Below are 19661 nucleotides of genomic sequence, written 5' to 3'. Positions count from 1 at the left end.
CAAACGTATTATTGTAAGGATAGAGCGCGGGATTAGAAAATCGTTCAGCGCCCTATGAAGGTCATGGGATTGACCTGGCGGCCGTCCTTCAGGACCTCGAAATGCACGTGCGGCCCGGTGGAGCGGCCGGTTGAGCCCATCAGGGCGATTGGCTGCCCGCGCGTCACGGTCTGACCGACTGTCACCAGGCTGCGTCGGTTGTGCGCATAGCGCGTCACGTAGCCGCTGCCGTGGTTGATCTCGATGAGCCAGCCGTAGCCTGCGCGCTCACCGCTCCAGCTGACGATGCCCGCCGCGACTGCAACGACTTCATCACCAATCTGGCCGGCAAAATCGACACCTTTGTGGAAGGCCTGGTGACCGCTGAAAGGATCCTGGCGATCGCCGAAATACGATGAGATGAAACCCTTGGTGACCGGCCGGCCGTCCGGCATGATCTGTTCCTTGAGGTTGCGCGCGAGAATCACGTTCTGCAGCGCCGACATCTGTGCATAGCGCAGGTCCACCCGCGACTCGAGGTCATCGAGCATTTGCGTGAGGTCTGGAATCTCGGCCGAAGCGCCGGCGCCATCTTCACTCTCCGGACCGCCCGATGGTGGCGTACTGTCGAAGTTGAATTCGCGCGGATCGATGGAGGCCATTTCGGTGAGGCGCCGACCCAGCGCATCGAGGCGGATGATATGGGCATTGACCTCGCCCATGCGCACGGCGAGCGCATCGACGCGCTCCTTGAGCTGGGAGCGAAGAGCTGAAATCTCGGCACGTTGCTCGTCGAGGACGCGGCCAAAGCCGCTGCCATTCGCGGCCAGGGCCCCCGGTTCGGCGCCGAAGCGCGCGCCCAGGAGGAATGCGGTCGCGAGGATGCCGCAACCCAGCAGGATGATGGCCGCAAGCGTCAGCGGATGCGCCAGGTTGAGGTGATGAGCCCGCCCTTCGCGGCCGGAAAACAAGATCAGATTCATTCCGCCCGCTCCGGCGATGCAAACTTCCGAAGTTTAACAGAAGATCGGCGGGACGCCAAAGCACAGGCGGCTGCACGCCACCCGGGATTTGTGAGTTTATCTTTACGAATCAGGTAGTTAACCTGATCCGGCAACCCCGCTGTCATAGCACTCCGTAACAGGACCGGAAGGGACCGGAAGTTTTGCGCCCCCGCCTCGCGACGGGTTTACCTTTACTCTCTAGCGGCGTGACTATGCACAACTTGAAAACCGGACACAAGAAACGCACTGCTCAGATTGGGCAGCCGGATGCGCGCGGCCGCAGGGTTGCGACGTCGGCCGCCGACATTCTGTCGCATGCGCGCGGCGCACTGGGGGAAATTGCGCAGCAGGGCGCAAAGCAAAATGACTTATTGCAACGCTTCCGTGCGCGTATCGATCCGGTGCTCGCCGCACATGTAACCGGCGCCAGGTTGGACAAGCGCTGCCTTACCCTCTATTGCGACAGCGCAGCATTTGCCGCAAGGCTCCGGCTTGACCTCGGCGAGAGCGATCAGGCGCTGCTTGGGGAATTCGCCGCCGAGCGCTGGCAGGTGAGGATCGCGCCAGGCGGGGGCCGGAAAAAATAGCGCGCCGGCGGACAAAGGCACCGGCGCGCTGTACTACGGCCTACCAATCAATAGTAGTAAAAGTCGTAGATGGCATCGAGCACGAGGCCCGTTGCAAGCGCAGTCAGCAAGATATCGTTGCCGTAGCGCACCCAGCAGTGCCCGCGCGGCGGCGCGTACAGGCCATACCGGTAGTAGTCATTGACGTAATAGCCGCTGTGGCGATAGGCGTAGGGCAGGTACTGACCACGTCGCCACTGACGATAGTAGTAACCCCGCGGTGGGTTGTAGCGCCCCGCGCGATACCGCGGACCGTCATATCGGCCACCGTAGTAATAACTGTTGTAGCGCGGCGCGGAATCGCGGTAATAGCCATAGCGCGGCACCATGCGCGAGTTATTGCGGTCACGCCAGTCGTCCCGACGCCGATCATCGCCACGCCGGACGTCGCCACGCCAGTCGTCCCGACGCCGATCATCGCGACGCCAGTCGCGATTGCTGTCCGGGCGCGAATTGCCCCGCTGCCCGTCCCACCGGCGGTTGTCACGGTGTTCGTTGCGCAACTGCGGCCGGTCGCGATGCTCGCGCCCCGAGCGGTTGTCGCTCGAACGATCGCCATGGCGCGCATCGGCCGGATGCAGCCGGTTGTCACCGCGACCGAGACGGCTGTCCGCCATCGCGACCGACCCCATCACCAAGGCAGCGCCGAGCGCGGCCAGCTGTGCGATTGTCATCAGGCGTTTCATTTCAATTCTCCTCGTCCTCATCGGGGCTCTACCCCAGACTACGAGTCCACTATGCAGGGCTTTGCCTGACCAGGAGCTTAACGGGTGGTTCAGGTTTCGTTCAGTTTGGCGGCCATCAGGCCGCTGGTGCGGTCTGATTGCGGCTGTAGGAGATAGGCGCCTGGTCGGGCGACTCGAACTGGACCTCTTCCCAGGCGGTGGGCGTGGCCAGCAGGGTGCGCAGCAGGCGATTGTTCAGGGCGTGGCCCGACTTGTAGCCGCTGAATTCGCCGATCAGGCTGTGACCCAACAGGTACAGATCGCCGATGGCGTCGAGAATCTTGTGTTTGACGAACTCGTCGCGGTAGCGCAGACCTTCTGCGTTCAGCACGCCGCTGTCATCGAGGACGATTGCGTTGTCGAGGTTGCCGCCCAGTGCGAGATTACGCGCGCGCAGAGCCTCGATGTCGCGCATGAAGCCGAAGGTACGGGCGCGTGAGACTTCGTGCAGGAAGGTGGTGCTGGAGAAATCCATGGTCGCGCTCTGTGAGCGGCGCTCGAACACCGGGTGGTCGAATTCGATCTCGAAATTGACGCGAAAGCCATCATGCGGCACGAACTCCGCCCACTTGTCGCCATCCGTGACTCGTACCGGTTGCCTGATGCGCACGAATCGCTTGGGCACGTCCTGTTCGGCGATGCCTGCCGACTGCACCAGAAACACGAATGGCCCGGCACTGCCGTCCATGATCGGCACTTCCGCGGCATCGACCTCGATGCAGACATTGTCGATGCCAAGCCCGGCGAGCGCCGACAACAGGTGCTCGACGGTAGCGACCTTGACGCCATCGCTCACCAGCGTCGTACCGAGGGTGGTCTCGCCGACGTTCTCGGCGCGCGCCGCGATCTGCACCGGCTCATCGAGATCGACGCGACAGAACACAACGCCGCTGTCGACTGCGGCGGGCTTCAGGACCATGGCGATGCGCTTGCCGGTATGCAGCCCAACGCCCGTCGCACGAATGGGGTTCTTCAGAGTTCTCTGGCCGAGCATCACCGCACCATCAGAAAAAAGCGCCCTCGCAGGAGCGGCGGCACGGCAGGAGCATGAACCTTGGCGCGAAGCCAAAGCCGCCATCCGCCAGCGCATCCCGCATCGGGCGCTACCGTATCACAGGCCCAGTTCAGCGACCATCGACACCGCGCCCTGACGCGGTCCCGAGGCAGCCGGCCTGCCCGCGACTTCAGTCGGCCTGACGTCGCAGGAAAGCCGGAATATCGAGCACATCGTCGGCATCGATATCCGGGCGCAGGCCATCACCCACCGCAAGCTTGCGGTGCACCGTCGGCTTGTCGAGCTGTGCATAGTCGCTCGAGGTCATGGGCGTGCGCCGCACGACCCGCATCTGCGGCTCGGCGTCGCGACGCGCACTCTCCGCATGCGGCGCCGTGCGCAGCGTCTGCTTGGCAACCGGCCGGCCGAGTCCGGTTGCGACCACCGTGACGCGCAGCTGGTTGGACAGGTCCGGATCGATGACGGTGCCGACCACGACGGTCGCATCCTCGGAAGCAAACTGCTTGACCACCGTGCCCACTTCCTGGAACTCGCCGATCGACAGGTCCATGCCCGCCGTGACATTCACCAGAATGCCATGGGCGCCCGCGAGATTGGTGTCCTCGAGCAAGGGCGATGAAACCGCCATCTCGGCGGCTTCGCGCGCGCGATTCTCGCCAGACGCATAGCCCGAGCCCATCATCGCCATGCCGGTCTCGCCCATCACGGTACGCACGTCGGCAAAATCGACGTTGATGAGACCCGGTCGGGTAATCAGTTCGGCGATACCCTGCACGGCACCCTGCAACACCTGGTTGGCGGACTTGAAGGCGTCGAGCAGCGTCGTCTGTGGCCCGAGCACCGTCAGCAGCTTCTGGTTCGGGATGGTGATCAGCGAATCGACGTGCTTGCAAAGTTCGTTGATGCCATGATCGGCGATCAGCGCGCGTTTGCCGCCCTCCATCTCGAAGGGGCGCGTCACTACGGCAACGGTCAGAATGCCGAGCTCCTTGGCAATCTGCGCCGCGACCGGGGCGGCGCCCGTTCCCGTACCGCCACCCATGCCCGCGGTGATGAACAACATGTCGCAGCCTTCGATCAGCTCGATGATGCGATCACGGTCCTCGAGCGCCGATTGGCGGCCCACCTCGGGATCGGCCCCCGCACCGAGCCCCTTGGTGATATTGCTGCCAATCTGCAACGCCGTCTTGACCTTCGAGTGCTTGAGCGCCTGCGCGTCGGTGTTGACGCACAGGAATTCCACGCCCTCGATGCCGGCGGTAACCATGTGCGCGACGGCGTTCCCGCCGCCGCCTCCGACACCGAGTACTTTTATTACAGCGCTCTGGCTGTAGGCATCCATCAGTTCAAACATACATGCTCCTTTAGGTCGTCTGTCAGCTTCTCAGAAATTTCCCTGGAACCAGTTTTTCATGCGGTCCAGCATGGTCTTGGCGCCAGCACCGATTGCGCCGGTGCGCACGCCAGGCAAAGCGTTGTCGCGTGCGTAGAGCAAGAGCCCCACGCCAGTCGAATAGATCGGATTGCGCGCCACGTCGGCGAGGCCGCGCACGTGTTGCGGCAGGCCGAGCCGCACGGGAACGTGAAATACCTCTTCGGCGAGCTCGATCGCGCCTTCCATGCGCGCGCTGCCGCCTGTCAGGACGATGCCCGCGGCAATGACTTCCTCGAAACCACTGCGCCGCAGTTCCTCCTGCACGAGGCTGAACAATTCCTCGTAGCGTGGCTCGACGATTTCCGCGAGCGTCTGGCGCGCGAGCCGGCGCGCCGGCCGGTCGCCGACGCTCGGCACTTCGATGCTCTCGTCGGGATTGGCGAGCTTCGACAGCGCGCACGCGAAACGGATCTTGATGTCCTCGGCGTACTGCGTCGGCGTACGCATCGACACGGCGATGTCGTTCGTGACCTGATCGCCGGCAATCGGAATCACGGCCGTGTGGCGGATCGCTCCCTGCGCAAAGACCGCGATGTCGGTCGTGCCGCCGCCGATGTCGACCAGCGCGACGCCAAGCTCTTTCTCATCGTCGGTCAGCACGGCGAAGCTCGAGGCGAGCTGCTCGAGCACCACATCCTCGACCGCAAGCCCGCAACGCTGGATGCATTTCTCGATGTTCTGGGCCGCGCTGTCGGCGCCGGTCACGATATGCACCTTGGCCTCGAGTCGCACGCCGGACATCGCGATCGGATCGCGGATCCCCTCCTGTCCATCGATGATGAATTCCTGCGGCAGCACATGCAGTATCTTCTGGTCCGCCGGGATCGCGACCGCCTTGGCGGCATCGATCACGTGATCCACATCCCAGGCGCTCACCTCGCGATCGCGGATCGCAACCACGCCATGCGAGTTGAGGCTGCGCACATGGCTGCCGGCGATGCCCGCGAACACGGAATTGATTTCGCAGCCTGCCATCAGTTCGGCTTCCTCGACTGCGCGCTGGATCGACTGCACGGTCGATTCGATATTGACGACCACGCCCTTCTTGAGCCCGCGCGACGGCTGCGACCCGAGACCGATCACGTCGACATAGCCGTCCGCCGCCAGTTCGCCCACCAGCGCAATGACCTTGGAGGTGCCGATATCAAGGCCAACGATTAGCCGACGATCCGATTTTCTAGGCATCTTTTTCCGCATCCCCGCTCGCCATCGTGCTGGCCCGGCGCTGCCCGGAACTCCAGCCGACCGCATAACCATTGCTGTAGCGCATGTCGACATAGGTGATATCGCGCGCGCGGCGCAGCACCATCGGCAACGCCGCCGCGAGAAACCGCTCGAAACGTTCGTCGACGTTCTTGCGCCCGAGGCGCACCGTTACGCCGTTGTCGAGATCGAACTCATAGGCGCCGCGGTCATCGAGCCTCACCGCAGCCAGATGCACCCCCGCCTCGGTCAGGCGGCCAGCGGCGTTCAGGTAGCGGCGCGCGACCTCCTGCTCGCTGCCCTGTGGACCGGACAGGCGCGGCAGTTCCGGTGGCACGTGCCGCGCATCACTCATGAACAGCTCCCCGCGCTCGTTCAACAGACCGCTCTCGCCCCAACGCGCCGCGGCACGCTGCTCGGCGATCGTGATGACGATCGCGCGCGGCCAGCTGCGTGCGATGGTCGCGGTATCGACCCAGGCAATGTGCTCGACCGCGGCCTGCAGCACGGCGAGATCGATCCGCACCAGCCCGTTGCCGCGCAGCTCGCGCTTGACCGCCTGCTCGACATCCATGGCCGATACGCGCTGCAGCGCGCCGTGCACCTCGATTCTCTCGACGCGCTGGTTGAACGCACCGACGAGCAGCGCAAGCAAGGCGCCGCCGCCAGCGACGGCGAGCGCGGCGATACCGAGGCTGCGCCAACCGGGCAAGCGCTGCAGCCAGTCCGGCGGCGACTCGCGGCGGCGGCGGTTTCGATTGCGGTTTCGAAGTTGCAGCATGTCAGCGCGGCTCCCTGGCAAAGCTGGTCTCGAGCACCCGCCAGACGAGCTCATCGAAATCGATGCCGTTGGCGAGCGCAGCCTTTGGCACCAGGCTGTGATCGGTCATGCCTGGTACCGTATTGATCTCGAGCAACATTGGCCGCCCGGCGTCGTCGGCCATGAAATCCACGCGCCCCCAGCCGCCCGCGCTGCAGGCATCGAACGATGCAAGCGCCAGTTGTTGCAAATGCTGCTCGGCGGGCGCGGACAGTCCGCAGGGGATCAGGTAGCGCGTGTCGGTGCGGAAGTATTTCGCCTGATAATCGTAGAACCCGCCCGCCGCCTCGATACGGATGGCCGGCAGGGCCTCGCCCTGCAGGATGGCCACCGTGTATTCGGGACCATTGATCCAGCGCTCGGCGAACACCCGCGGCTCGAAGGCCGCGGCGGACGCAAACGCTTCGGCCAATTGCTCGGCCTGGGTGACGCGCGTCATGCCGACGCTCGAACCCTGGGTGGCGGGCTTGACGATCAGCGGCAGACCCAGGGTTTCGACCACCGCGTCGAAATCATCCGGTCCGTCGATCTGCATGTAGGGGCTGGTCGCGACGCCGACAGCCTCGGCCAGACGCTTGCAGAGCAGCTTGTCCATGCCGACCGCCGATCCTGTCACGCCGCTGCCCGTGTAGGGCAAGCCCATGAACTCGAGTGCGCCCTGCAGACTGCCGTCCTCGCCACCGGGCCCGTGCAGCGCAATCCATACCCGCTCGATGCCGCGCTCGATCAATTGCGACAGCGGCAAATCCTGCGGATCGAAAGCCTCGGCATCGACACCGCGGCGCCGGAGCGCGGCGAGCACGGCCTGGCCGCTTCGCAGCGAAATTTCGCGTTCGCTGGAGTTGCCGCCGAAGAGCACGGCTACCTTGCCGAAAGCGTCGGCCTCGGTCACATGCGTGTGCCGTCCGTGATGGTATTTCAGTCGCATGCCAAGCCTCTCACCTGCGCTCTCCCGCGATGTGCACTTCCGGAACCAGCTGCACGCCGTGCACATGCAGCACCCGCGCCTGCACTTCGTGAATGAGCGCCTCGATGTCCGTCGCGGTGGCCTGCCCGTCATTGATGATGAAATTCGCGTGCTTCGCGGACACGCTGGCGCCGCCTATACGCAGACCCTTCAGACCGGCGCTGTCGATCAAGCGCGCGGCGTGATCACCGGGCGGGTTGGTAAACACCGATCCACAACTCCACGCTCCGATCGGCTGGGTCTCCCTGCGGCGCGACAACAGTGCCCGGATCTCGGCATCGCCGGCGCCGCGGCGCGGACTGAACCCCAGGCGCGCAGCGATGAACCATTCGTCCGCATGTCGCGGGCGCACGCTGCGATAGCCGATCGTGAATTCATCAACAGCGCGTTCATGTATGACGCCGTCGCGATCGATGGTCTCGACGCCCTGAACATGGCGCCAGGTCTCGCCACCGAATGCACCGGCGTTCATGGCGAGCGCCCCGCCCATGGTGCCGGGTATGCCGGCGAAGAACTCTGCGGGCCCGAGCTGCCAACGCTGACACTGGCGCGCGAGTTGCGCGCAGGGCACGCCCGCCTCGCAGTAGACCTCCTCCTGACTGCGTCGCTCGAGCAGGCGCAGTGCCGTCTGGGTCGCGATCACCACGCCGCGCAGTCCGCCATCGCGCACCAGCAGGTTGCTGCCGAGACCAAGGAAATGGATCGGCAGCTGCGGCGAAAGCTGGCGCAGGAAAGCCGCGAGGTCCGCGCGATCGCGCGGCTCGAAGTACAGGTCCGCGGGCCCGCCGACATGCCAGGAGGTGTGGCGGGCCATCGGCTCATCGCGGCGGATCCTCGATTCGAACTCGCGGCTGAGAGCTGCACTCATCGGCGCGTCTCCATGATCGCCGCAAACGCCCCGGGCAATTCCTGGGCGACCTGGCCGATGCTGCCCGCGCCCATCGTAAGAATCACATCCCCTGCACGCACGAGTGCGTGCAGGGATTTGGCGAGCTCGGTCACCTCGGCCACGAACACGGGCTCGAGCAGGCCGCGGCTGCGCACAGCGCGGCAAATGGCGCGGCCATCCGCTCCGGCGATTGCCGCTTCGCCCGCGCTATACACTTCGGTGACCAGCAACGCATCGGCTGTGCCGAGCACTGCCGCAAAATCGTCGAGCAGGTCACGTGTGCGCGTGTAGCGATGCGGTTGAAACGCCAGCACGATGCGCCTGCCGGCGTAGGCCTGGCGGATCGCGTCGAGCGTCGCGGCGATTTCAGTCGGGTGGTGGCCGTAGTCATCGACCAGGGTGACCTTGCCCTGCCCAAGCGGCAGTTCCGCGATGTGCTGCAGTCGCCGGTCGATACCCTGGAAGTTCGCGAGGGCACGCTGGATGGATGCGTCGTCGACGCCGATCTCGCTCGCGATCGCAATCGCGGCGAGCGCATTGCGTACGTTGTGCAAGCCCGGCAGGTTGAGCGAGACCTCGAGAGCGGGTTTGCGATCGGGTCGTTCGACGCGAAACGACGTGCGCAGCCCCTGGCGTTCGATCGCGACGGCACGCACGTCCGCCGTCGGTCCGAGACCGTAGGTCAACACCGGTCTGCCGATTTCATCGGCGATGCTCATCGTCTCGGCATCATCTGCGCACAACACGGCGAGGCCATAGAACGGCAGGTTGTGCAGGAATTCGACGAAACTCTGCCGCAACCGCGAGAAGTCGCCTTCATGGGTGCCGAGGTGGTCCTTGTCGATGTTGGTGACGACGGCGATCATCGGCTGCAGGTACTTGAAGGAGGCGTCGCTTTCGTCGGCCTCGGCGACGAGGTAGCGGCCACTGCCGAGCTTCGCGCTGCTCGCGACGCTCTTCAGGCGTCCGCCGATCACGAAAGTCGGATCTTCGCCGCCCTCGGCAAGGAGACTGGCGGTAAGACTCGTTGTCGTGGTCTTGCCGTGCGTGCCAGCGATGGCGATTGCATAGCGAAATCGCATCAGCTCGCCCAGCATCTCGGCACGCCGGACCACGGGTATTCGCTGCTGGTGCGCAGCGAGCACTTCGGGGTTATCCGCGGTGACCGCTGTCGAGACAACCACGACGTCGGCGCCTTCGACGTTTCCGGCGGCATGCCCCAGCATGATGCGCGCTCCGAGCTGCCCGAGCCGCGCCGTCACGGCGCTCGCCTTGAGGTCGGAGCCGCTGACTTCATAGCCGAGATTGACCAGAACCTCGGCGATACCGCTCATGCCGCTGCCGCCGATGCCGACCAGGTGGATGCAATGGATGCGGCGCATGCGATCGTTCATGCGCCCGCTCCAGCCGCAGCGATGGCGCCCAGACAGGCGTCACGCAGACGCTGCGTCGCCTCCGGGCAGGCAAGCGTCCCCGCCTGCTCTGCCATCCGTGCGAGGCCCGGGCGATCCGCGGCAAGCCGGTCGATCTCGCGCGCCAGTCGTTCCGGGTTCAATTCGCGATCGGAAATCAGCACGGCTGCGCCACAGCGCACCAGCGTGCGCGCATTATGGCTTTGGTGATCATCCGTCGCCTGCGGAAAGGGCACCAGGATGGCCGCCACGCCGACAGCGGCGATCTCCGAGATGGTCAATGCGCCTGCGCGGCAGATCACGAGATCCGCCCAGGCATAGCTTTCGGCCATGTCGCCAATGAACGGCAGCAATTCAGCCTCGACGCCGGCCTTGGCATAGCTGTTGCGCGCTTGTTCGATCCAGCGGTCACCGGTCTGATGGCGCACCGACAGATGCGTCTTGTGCTGCAACTGGGCCACGGCGAGTGGCACGATGGCATTGAGGCGTGCCGCACCCTGGCTGCCGCCGACCACCAGCAGGCGCAGGCTCCCGGGATCGCGCTGCCGCCGCCGCGACGGTGGGTCCTGCCGGAAGAATTCCTCGCGCAGCGGATTGCCTATGGTTTCGGCACGACGGGCCGTCGCGAAACTGCCCGCGAAAGCCTCGAATACGCGGCTGGCCAGGTGTGCCAGAACGCGATTGGTGAATCCCGCGATGGCATTCTGCTCATGGATGAAGAGCGGACGGCGCAACAGCCGCGCCGCGACACCGCCGGGACCACTGGCGAAGCCACCGAGACCGACGACGAGCACCGGATCGACGCGGCGAATGACCGCGATCGCCTGCCACAACGCGCGCACCAGGCGCAACGGCGCGAGCGCCAGGGTAGCGAAGCCCTTGCCGCGCAAGCCCACGACCGAAATGGTCGCGAGCGGAATTTTCTCCGCGGGCACCACGCGCGCCTCCATGCCGCGCGCCGTGCCGAGCCAGGCAACGCTGACGCCGGCGGCACGCAGGGAGCGCGCCAAGGCCAACGCAGGGAACACATGTCCGCCCGTTCCGCCCGCCATGATCAGTACCTTGGCGCCGCTCATGCCGTAGCCGCCTCGGTGCGAAGGTCGCCGCGACGCGCGCTCGCCGATCCGCGCGCTTCGCTCATCACTTCGTGATGCACGCGTAACAGCAATCCGACCCAGAGGAAGGCGACGATCAGGCTCGAACGCCCGTAACTCATCAAGGGCAGCGTCAGGCCCTTGGTTGGCAGGGCGCCCATGTTGACGCCAATGTTGACGAAGGCCTGCAAGCCGAGCCAGATGCCGAATCCTGCCGCCACATAGCTTTGAAACTTGAGACCGGCTTCGTTGGCCTGAGTCGAGATCTGCAACGCGCGCCAGGCGAGCGCTAGGAACAGACCAATGGTCAGCAATACGCCGGCTAGCCCGAGTTCTTCGGCAAGCACGGCGAACAGGAAGTCGGTGTGCGCCTCGGGCAGGTAGAACAGCTTTTGTATGCTCTCGCCGAGGCCGACACCAAACCATTCGCCACGTCCGATGGCGATCAGTGATTGCGTCAGCTGGAAGCCGCTGTTGAACGGATCGGCCCAGGGATCGAGGAAGGCCGTGAGCCGGCGCACCCGGTAATCGGCAGACAGGGCGAGCGCGACGAGCGCCGCGACAACGATGAGCACTATCACGCCAAGGTCCCGCCAGCGCGCACCGGCAAGGAACAGAAGCGCGCAACCCGTGGCACAGAGCACGACGGCTGCGCCGAAATCGGGCTCGGCGAGCAGGAGCAAGGCAAAGACGCCCAGCAGTCCGACGGCGCGGAAGAATCCAGAGAAACTCGACTGCAGCTCACCTTCGCGACGCACGGCGTAGCGCGCAATGAACAGGAGCACCAGTACACGCGCGAGCTCGGAGGGCTGGAAATTGAAGCCTGCCAGTCGCAGCCAGCGGCTGCTGCCGTTGACTGTGTGTCCGATGCCGGGCAGCAGCACGGCAAGCAGCAGGAGGCCGGCGAACAGCAGCAGGGCAACGGCGTATTCTTCGTAGAGGCGGGTCGGCAACATCAACATCAGGCCCGCCACGGCAATGCCGGCAAGCGTCAACAACAACTGGCGCTCCAGATAAATGAATGGCGCGCCTTCCTGCTTGGCGGCGATCGAGATCGAAGCCGACGTGACCATCACGAGGCCGAGCAGCACGATGGCACTCACGAGCAGCACGGTCACCGAGTCAATGTGCAGCACCCGGCTGCGCGCCTGTCGCTGCCCCTGGGAGCGGATCATGCGGCCAGCTCCATTACGGCATCGCGAAAACGCTGACCGCGGTCGGCGTAGTTGCGGAACATGTCGAAGCTTGCGCACGCCGGCGAGAGCAGCACCGTGTCGCCGCGCTCGGCGAGACGGCGCGACGCGTGCACCGCATCCTCGAGCGATGCACAGAACTGCACCGGGCAGATACCGGCGAGGACATTTGCGATCGCGCGCGCATCGCGGCCGATCAGCAAGGCATGGCGCAACCGGCCACGTGCCGCGGCGGCAAGTGGTGCGAAGTCCTGGCCTTTGCCGTCGCCACCGGCGATCAGCACCAGGCGGCCCGGCAAACCCGCAATGGCCGCAATCGTGGCGCCGACATTCGTTCCTTTCGAATCGTTGATGTAGGCGACGCCGTCGAGCGTTGCCACGAACTCCGCGCGATGCGCGAGGCCCGCAAAGTGGCGCAACTCCTCCACCATGGCGGTGATCGGCAGGCCGGCGGCTTCGCCGAGCGCGAGGGCGGCGAGCGCATTGGCGGCATTGTGCAGGCCACGGATCCGGAGCTCATCGGCACCGATCAGGCGCTCCTGGTCGCGGCACAGCCAGTTGCCTTCGGGCAACTGCTCGAGGGTGTAGAGCGCATCGCGCGCCCCGGCTATCGAAAAGCCGAGCGTGCGGCAGTGATCAGGTGCGAGCTCACGCGAGAGCGGATCATCAAGATTGATCACGGCGGCTTCGGCATGGCGGTAGATCGTCGCCTTGGCCGCCGCATAGTCGGCAAGAGTAGCGTAACGATCGAGATGATCCGGGCTGATGTTGAGCACGGTCGCCGCGATGGGGCGCAGTGAGTCCGTCGTCTCGAGCTGATAGCTCGACAATTCGAGGACGAACAGCTCCTGGGGACCGTCGTCGAGCAGCTCGAGTGCAGGCGGGCCCAGATTGCCGCCCGCCCGGCAACGTCGTCCCGCGCGCCGAGCCATCGCTCCGGTGAGAGACGTGACCGTGCTCTTGCCATTCGTTCCCGTGACGGCAATGACGGGCGCAGCGACGTCGCGGGCGAACAATTCGATATCGCCGATGATTTCCAGTTGCAGTTCGCGCGCGCGCGCAAAGAACGGTCCATCGCGCCGCAGGCCCGGCGCCACCACGACCAGGTCGCCCGGCTCGAGCCGTGCAGGGTCGAGCCGACCGCAATCGAGCTGCACCCGCGGCAATTGCGCTTCGATCTGCGCTCGCGCCGGCGGTTGCGTGCGGGTATCGATACCAAGGAGCCGCCAATCCCGGCGATCGAGGTAGCGCAGCACCGACAACCCCGAGTCGCCGAGGCCAACCACGATCGCGCGCTCTTGATGCGTCGTCGGTTTCATCGCAGTTTCAGCGTCGCGAGGCCGGCGAGCACGAGCAACAGCGAGATGATCCAGAAACGCACGATCACCTTGGGTTCGGCCCAGCCTTTCAATTCGAAATGATGATGAATCGGCGCCATGCGGAAGACGCGCTTGCCGGTCATCTTGAACGAGGCCACCTGGATGATTACCGACGCCGTCTCGAGCACGAACACACCGCCCATGACGAGCAGCACCAGTTCCTGGCGGACGATGACTGCGATCACGCCAAGCGCCGCGCCGAGTGCAAGCGCTCCGATGTCGCCCATGAAAACCTGCGCCGGGTAGCTGTTGAACCACAGAAAACCGAGGCCTGCGCCAACCAGCGCGGCGCAGAAGATCAGCAATTCGCCGGCATTCGGCACGGGCGGGATCGACAGGTATTCGGCGAAGACCGCGTTGCCGCTTGCATACGCGAAGACGCCGAGCGCTGCAGCCACCATGGCGGCCGGCATCACCGCGAGGCCGTCGAGCCCGTCGGTGAGATTGACCGCATTGCTCATGCCGACGATCATGAGATAGCTGAGGACGATGAATGCGCCGGCTGACAACGGCAGCGCGAAGGATTTCACGAGCGGCAGGTAGAGTGTGGTCTCGGCCGCGGTGGCGGCGGTAAAATAGAGAACCGTTGCCGCGCCGAGCCCGGCGACCGACTGCCAGAAATATTTCCAGCGCGCGACGAGGCCGCGCGGTGATTTGACGATCAACTTCAGATAATCGTCATAGAAGCCGATCAGACCGAAGGCGAAGGTCACGCCGAGCACGATCCACACGAAGCGGTTGTGCAGGTCGGCCCACAACAGCGTTGCGACACCGATGGCCACGATGATCAGCAGCCCGCCCATGGTCGGCGTGCCCGCTTTTGGCAGATGCGTCTGTGGTCCATCGTCACGCACGACCTGGCCAATCTGATAGCGCGAGAGTCGGCGGATCATGCCCGGACCGACGAGCAGCGCAATGAGCAACGCCGATGCCGCCGACAGGATGGCGCGAAAGGTCAGGTACGAGAAAACGTTGAGGAATGTCAGATCGGGCGTGAGCTGTTTGGCAAGCCAGTACAACATGGGATTCAGCCCGCCCGTGCCTGTAGTGAAGGCTCACGCAGCGCAGCCACGACGCGTTCGAGCCGATTGGATCGCGATCCCTTGACCAGCACCGTGACATCTCCCCGCAGCTCGGCGGCGACTGCATCGCAAAGCGATGACGTATCGCCGAACCACTCGGCACCTGCACCGAATGCCGCCACCGTCCGGCGCGCATGCTCGCCCACTGCGAACAGTCGCTCGATGCCGTGGCCGCGCGCGTATTCGCCCATCTCGACGTGTGCGTCGGCCGCAAAGGCGCCGAGTTCGCCCATTTCGCCGAATGCCAGCCAATGGCGGCCGGGCAGTTGCGCGAGCACGTCGATGGCGGCGCGTACCGAACTCGGGTTGGCGTTGTAGGAATCGTCGATCAGGTAACCCCCTGCGGGTCGCACCAGGGCATTGAGGCGCCCGCTGACCGGGCGCATGGCAGCGAGACCGGCAACGATGCATTCGGGATCGACGCCGGCGACGCTGGCCGCCGCGGCCGCGGCGAGCGCATTTCGCACGTTGTGCTCGCCGGCAAGTCGCAGCTGCACCTCGGCATCGCCCGCCGGCGTGCGCAGCCGAAATCGGGTGTCGAAGCCAGCCGCATCGATCGCATAGCGGATATCGCTGGCGCGAAACTGCGCCTGCGCGCAAAGGCCGAAGCTGACGACGCGCGCGGCGGTCATTCCGACCCACATCGCGTAGAACGCATCGTCGGCATTGAGCACCGCGGTGCCATCTGCCGGCAGCGTCGCGACCATCTCGCCTTCGGCCCGCGCCGCGCCCTCGAGGCTGCCGAAACCCTCGAGATGCTCTTCACCGGCGTTGGTGATGAGGCCGATCTGCGGCCGCGCAATGGCGCACAAAGCAGCCACTTCACCCGGATGGTTGCTGCCGATTTCCACCACCGCGTAGCGATGCTGCGGCGTCATGCCAAGCAGTGTAAGCGGCACGCCAATGTGGTTGTTCAGGTTGCCACGAGTCGCCAGCGTCGTGCCCACCTTGGCCAGAATTGCCGCAAGCATTTCCTTGACGGTGGTCTTGCCATTGGCACCGGCGACGCCGAGCACCTGCCCATGAAAATCGCTGCGCCAACAGGCCGCCGCGCGCGTCAGCGCCTGCAGCGTGTCGGCAACCCGGATCTGCGCCACCGACGCCTCGCTCGGGCGCGCGATCACCACGGCCGCACACTGCGCGGCCATCGCCTGCGAGATGAAATCGTGGCCGTCGAAATGCGGACCGCGCAGGGCGACGAACACATCTCCGGCAGCAAGCGCACGGGTATCCGTAGTGACTGCCGCGAACGCGCAGTCCGCACCATGCAGCTCGCCGCCCATCGCATCGGCAAGCCTGGCGAGGCTGCGCTTCATGCCGCCTCCGCGAAGCAGCGTTCGATAACGCCCTGATCACTGAACGGCCGGCGCTCTGCGCCATAGATCTGGTAGTCCTCGTGGCCCTTGCCGGCGACCACGACCACATCGTTGTCGGCGGCGGCGTTCAATGCGAGGCGTATGGCTGTGGCGCGATCGTGCTCGATGCGATAGAGCCTCTCGGCCGGGACTGCCGCGGCGATGTCCGCGACTATCGCCTGCGGCGACTCGCTCCTGGGATTATCGTCCGTCAGGATGACGGCATCGGCCAGCCGCGCGGCGGCCGCGCCCATGGGCCCGCGCTTGGCGCGGTCGCGATCGCCGCCGCAGCCGAACACCACCCACAGGCGTCCGCTGCAATGCGCGCGCGCGGCGTCGAGCGCCTTGGCGAGCGCGTCGGGGGTGTGCGCGTAGTCGACGACCGCCAGCGCGCGACCGGCGCTGCGCAGCAGTTGCATGCGACCGGGCGGCGGCGTCACCTCAGCCAGGTATTCGACCGCTCGTGCAAGCGGCACATCGAGGGCGATTAGGACACCGAGTACGGTCAACAGGTTGTCGGCATTGAATTCGCCGAGCAAGCTCGAGCGCAGGTGCGCAGCGCCAAAACTGCCGCCGATTTCGAGCGCGATACCGTTCGGCGTCAATTGCAGCGCGGTGCCGCGCAACTCGCGCGCGCCGCGCGGCGCGTCGACGCCTAGCCGGCTTGTGCATATGAGCGCGAGATCGGCAGCGCGCCCGGCAGCGAGCCGCGCGCCATGGGCATCGTCGACGTTGACCACCGCGGCGCGCAGCGTCGGCCATCGAAACAACCGCTCCTTGGCTTCGAAATAACTCGTCATCTCGCCGTGGTAGTCGAGATGATCGTGGCTCAGGTTCGTGAACGCCGCTATCGCGAATCGAACGCCCGCGACACGATGCTGGTCGAGCGCATGCGAGGAGACTTCCATGGCAACGCATTGCGTATCCTCGGCGCGCAGTTCGGCCAGTTGCCGTTGCACGGTAGCCGCATCGGCCGTGGTGAAACGCGTGGCGCGAAGCGAATCGACCGGCCCGACGCCCAGGGTGCCGCTATAGGCAGAGCGCATGCCTGCGCGTGATAGCGCCTGGGCGAGCAGCCAGGCACAGGTCGTCTTGCCATTGGTACCGGTGACGGCCGCGATGGTCATGGTCTTCGACGGCATGCCATAGAAGCGGTCGGCAATCTCACCGAGGCGTCGCGCGAGATCGGGCACCGCCACCATCGCCACCTCGCCCCGAAGTGCAGGCAGGCGCATGCCGGTGACCGGCTCGTAGACGATGGCCCGCGCGCCCGCCTCGATCGCAGCCTCCGCAAACTCGATGCCGTGGTGATGCCGGCCCGCAAGTGCGACGAAGGCATCGCCAAGGTTGATCTCGCGGCTGTTCACCCGCAGGTCCCGCACCAGCAGGGGCTGCATCGAACTCGTGCCGGCGAGCGCCGGCGTGAGGTCACGCAATGGCGCAGTCATTGCAGATCCGGCGCACGCGCCGCCAGCGTCGTCGATTGATTCGCAACCTGCATTGCCGGCTGGCCAATCGGCGCATCGGGCGCAACGGCCATCAGCCGCAATGCGCCGCCCACGATGCGCGCGAATACCGGCGCCGCGACGTCACCGCCGTAGTATTTGCCGGCACCGGGCTCGTCGATCACGATCACGGCCGCGAGGCGCGGCGCCGACGCAGGCGCGAGTCCGCCGAACACCGACATGTATCGGTCCGTCGAATAGCCGCCAGCATTCGATTTCCATGCCGTACCAGTCTTGCCCGCCACGCGGTAGCCGGGAATCGCTGCGCGCTCGCCCGTGCCCTCGGGGCTGACCACAGCCTCGAGCATGTGCACCAGCGAACGGCAGGTTGCCGCATCGAGTACCTGCTCCCCCGCCGCCGGCGCATCGACGCGCAGGAATGACACGGGACGCGAGATCCCCATGCTGCCGAGCGTCGCGTAGGCGCGCGTCAGCTGCAGCGGCGTCACCGACAGGCCATAGCCATAGGACATGGTGGCAATGCCTATCGGCCGCCAGCGGGAGTAGTGGCTCAGCAAGCCCGCGGACTCGCCGGGATAGCCACTCGAAGTCAGTTGCCCGAAACCGAATCCCGCCAGCGTCCGATACAGCTGCTCGGGTTCGAGCGTCAGGGCAATGCGCGAGATGCCGACGTTGGAGCTGTGGCTCAACACGCTCGCGATGTTGATGGCGCCGAGATCGTGCTTGTCCTCGATCATCTTGATGCCGACCCGAAATGGCGTCGTATCGATCACGCTGCGCTCGTCGTACTTGCCGGATGCCAGTGCCGCGGCCGCGACGAATGGCTTGATCGACGAGCCCGGTTCGAAGATGTCGGTGGTCGCGCGATTGCGGTAGCTCTTGGCCTTGATCTGATCGCGATCGTTCGGGTTGTAGGTCGGCTGATTGACCATGGCGAGTATTTCGCCGGTGGCGACATCGACGACCACCGCCGAGCCGGCGCGGGCCTTCTCGGCGCGAATCGCAGCCTTCAGCTCGCGGTAGGCGAGGTATTGCAGGCGCAGATCGATAGACAGAACCAGGTCGCGTCCGGGTCGCGCCGGCGCGATGCTCTCGACATCCTGCACGATCCGTCCGTCGTTGTCGCGGATCACGCGCTTCGAACCATCCTCGCCCGCCAGCCAGTGATCGAAAGCGAGTTCGATGCCTTCCTGCCCGATATCGTCGATGTTGGTGAACCCGAGCAGATGCCCGGTAACTTCACCGGACGGATAGTAGCGGCGATACTCGCGCATGACGTCGATGCCGGGGATCTGCATGCGCATGACGCGCGCCGCGTCGGCCGGCTGCAAATGACGGGCCAGATATATGAACTCACGACCAAGATTGCTGGTTACTCTACGGGTCAGCTCGGTGTTGTCGCGGTGCAAGGTCTTGCTGAGTCTCGGCAGCTGATCGCTCGCGAGCGCGAGTTTCTGCGGATCCGCCCAGAGGGAATCGACCGGCGTGCTGACCGCGAGCGGCTCGCCAAAGCGATCGGTAATCGTGCCACGGTGCGCCGTGATGCTGGCGACGCGCGAGTAGCGCGCTGCGCCTTCGCGTTGCAGGAAATCGTTGTCGCGCACCTGCAGCTGCACTGCCCTTGCGCTCAAGGCAAGCGCCGCAAGCACGAGTACCGCAAAGGCAAGCACAGCGCGCAGGCGGAACGAGTACGCCCGCGCAACGGGCTTGGCGGCGCGCTTGCCGGATCGGCTCACGGCCTGACCACCTCGATCTGCGCCGGCGCCGGAATCGTCATGCGGAGTTTTCGGCGCGCGACATTCTCGACGAAGGCGTGAGTGGACCAGGCGCTCTGTTCGAGCTGCAACTGGCCCCACTCGATCTCCAGCGCATCGCGCTCGCCATTCAGTCGTTGCAGTTCAACGAACAGTTCACGCGCTCGATGCTTGCTGTAGATCGCGGCGGCAGCGGAACCGAGCACCGCGAGCCATAGCAGAGGCAGGGCGACCAACAGTGCACGACGCGAGATCAAGGGCAC

The 19661-nt window shown here is 65.3% G+C and carries 18 protein-coding genes and 1 riboswitch; of the genes, 1 reads left to right on the top strand and 17 read right to left on the bottom strand.

The genetic code is table 11. The features are described 5' to 3' along the window. Positions 1 to 44: 44 nt before the first annotated feature. Positions 45 to 962, bottom strand: a complete 918-nt coding sequence (locus tag R3E77_03995) for a M23 family metallopeptidase (GenBank protein ID MEZ5498578.1) — start codon at positions 960 to 962, stop codon at positions 45 to 47. 126 nt (positions 963 to 1088) lie between these two features. Continuing rightward, positions 1089 to 1183, bottom strand: a riboswitch (cyclic di-GMP riboswitch). On the opposite strand from R3E77_03995, the gene R3E77_03990 reads away from it, so the two are divergent. After that, on the top strand, positions 1145 to 1570 hold the full coding sequence (locus tag R3E77_03990) for a DciA family protein (GenBank protein ID MEZ5498577.1): 426 nt from the start codon (positions 1145 to 1147) through the stop codon (positions 1568 to 1570). (Overlaps the previous riboswitch by 39 nt.) A gap of 47 nt (positions 1571 to 1617) precedes the next feature. Here R3E77_03990 and R3E77_03985 read toward each other — a convergent pair whose 3' ends face one another. From R3E77_03985 to ftsL, 16 genes are all read right to left on the bottom strand, one after another. Beyond that, on the bottom strand, positions 1618 to 2295 hold the full coding sequence (locus R3E77_03985) for an RcnB family protein (protein MEZ5498576.1): 678 nt from the start codon (positions 2293 to 2295) through the stop codon (positions 1618 to 1620). Positions 2296 to 2410: 115 nt separating this feature from the next. Continuing rightward, positions 2411 to 3328 carry a UDP-3-O-acyl-N-acetylglucosamine deacetylase gene (gene lpxC / locus R3E77_03980; GenBank protein ID MEZ5498575.1) on the bottom strand — a complete coding sequence of 306 codons (918 nt, stop codon included), beginning with the start codon at positions 3326 to 3328 and terminating at the stop codon, positions 2411 to 2413. A 190-nt stretch (positions 3329 to 3518) separates the two neighbouring features. After that, complete coding sequence (gene ftsZ, locus R3E77_03975; protein MEZ5498574.1) at positions 3519 to 4703, bottom strand: cell division protein FtsZ; 1185 nt, start codon at positions 4701 to 4703, stop codon at positions 3519 to 3521. A 30-nt stretch (positions 4704 to 4733) separates the two neighbouring features. Further along, complete coding sequence (gene ftsA / locus R3E77_03970) at positions 4734 to 5969, bottom strand: cell division protein FtsA (GenBank protein MEZ5498573.1); 1236 nt, start codon at positions 5967 to 5969, stop codon at positions 4734 to 4736. Then, positions 5962 to 6768, bottom strand: coding sequence for a cell division protein FtsQ/DivIB (locus R3E77_03965; protein ID MEZ5498572.1), 807 nt, complete (start codon positions 6766 to 6768; stop codon positions 5962 to 5964). The genes ftsA and R3E77_03965 overlap by 8 nt, the downstream gene beginning before the upstream one ends. Position 6769: 1 nt before the next feature. Continuing rightward, complete coding sequence (locus R3E77_03960) at positions 6770 to 7735, bottom strand: D-alanine--D-alanine ligase (GenBank protein ID MEZ5498571.1); 966 nt, start codon at positions 7733 to 7735, stop codon at positions 6770 to 6772. Positions 7736 to 7745: 10 nt separating this feature from the next. Beyond that, positions 7746 to 8642: a UDP-N-acetylmuramate dehydrogenase gene (murB, locus tag R3E77_03955; protein ID MEZ5498570.1), complete on the bottom strand. Its 897-nt coding sequence runs from the start codon at positions 8640 to 8642 to the stop codon at positions 7746 to 7748. Beyond that, a complete protein-coding gene (murC, locus tag R3E77_03950; GenBank protein ID MEZ5498569.1) occupies positions 8639 to 10057 on the bottom strand; it encodes a UDP-N-acetylmuramate--L-alanine ligase in 1419 nt (472 codons plus the stop codon). The genes murB and murC overlap by 4 nt, the downstream gene beginning before the upstream one ends. Continuing rightward, positions 10054 to 11151 carry an undecaprenyldiphospho-muramoylpentapeptide beta-N-acetylglucosaminyltransferase gene (gene murG, locus R3E77_03945; GenBank protein MEZ5498568.1) on the bottom strand — a complete coding sequence of 366 codons (1098 nt, stop codon included), beginning with the start codon at positions 11149 to 11151 and terminating at the stop codon, positions 10054 to 10056. The genes murC and murG overlap by 4 nt, the downstream gene beginning before the upstream one ends. Then, a complete protein-coding gene (gene ftsW, locus R3E77_03940; GenBank protein ID MEZ5498567.1) occupies positions 11148 to 12344 on the bottom strand; it encodes a putative lipid II flippase FtsW in 1197 nt (398 codons plus the stop codon). Before ftsW ends, murG begins: the two co-directional genes overlap by 4 nt. Next, positions 12341 to 13681 carry a UDP-N-acetylmuramoyl-L-alanine--D-glutamate ligase gene (gene murD / locus R3E77_03935; GenBank protein ID MEZ5498566.1) on the bottom strand — a complete coding sequence of 447 codons (1341 nt, stop codon included), beginning with the start codon at positions 13679 to 13681 and terminating at the stop codon, positions 12341 to 12343. The genes ftsW and murD overlap by 4 nt, the downstream gene beginning before the upstream one ends. Next, positions 13678 to 14763, bottom strand: coding sequence for a phospho-N-acetylmuramoyl-pentapeptide-transferase (gene mraY, locus R3E77_03930; protein MEZ5498565.1), 1086 nt, complete (start codon positions 14761 to 14763; stop codon positions 13678 to 13680). Before mraY ends, murD begins: the two co-directional genes overlap by 4 nt. Before the next feature lie 5 nt (positions 14764 to 14768). After that, the gene (gene murF / locus R3E77_03925) at positions 14769 to 16139 is read right to left on the bottom strand and encodes a UDP-N-acetylmuramoyl-tripeptide--D-alanyl-D-alanine ligase (GenBank protein MEZ5498564.1); all 1371 of its coding nucleotides are present in this window, start codon (positions 16137 to 16139) and stop codon (positions 14769 to 14771) included. Continuing rightward, positions 16136 to 17626, bottom strand: a complete 1491-nt coding sequence (locus R3E77_03920) for a UDP-N-acetylmuramoyl-L-alanyl-D-glutamate--2,6-diaminopimelate ligase (GenBank protein ID MEZ5498563.1) — start codon at positions 17624 to 17626, stop codon at positions 16136 to 16138. Before R3E77_03920 ends, murF begins: the two co-directional genes overlap by 4 nt. After that, a complete protein-coding gene (locus R3E77_03915; protein ID MEZ5498562.1) occupies positions 17623 to 19380 on the bottom strand; it encodes a penicillin-binding transpeptidase domain-containing protein in 1758 nt (585 codons plus the stop codon). Before R3E77_03915 ends, R3E77_03920 begins: the two co-directional genes overlap by 4 nt. Continuing rightward, complete coding sequence (ftsL, locus tag R3E77_03910) at positions 19377 to 19655, bottom strand: cell division protein FtsL (protein ID MEZ5498561.1); 279 nt, start codon at positions 19653 to 19655, stop codon at positions 19377 to 19379. The genes R3E77_03915 and ftsL overlap by 4 nt, the downstream gene beginning before the upstream one ends. Positions 19656 to 19661 lie beyond the last annotated feature (6 nt).

The sequence above is a fragment of the Steroidobacteraceae bacterium genome, from assembly GCA_041395505.1.
Taxonomy (GTDB): Bacteria; Pseudomonadota; Gammaproteobacteria; order Steroidobacterales; family Steroidobacteraceae; genus JAWLAG01.
Note: the sequence above shows the minus strand (reverse complement) of the source record. Positions and strands in the feature narration are given on the sequence as shown.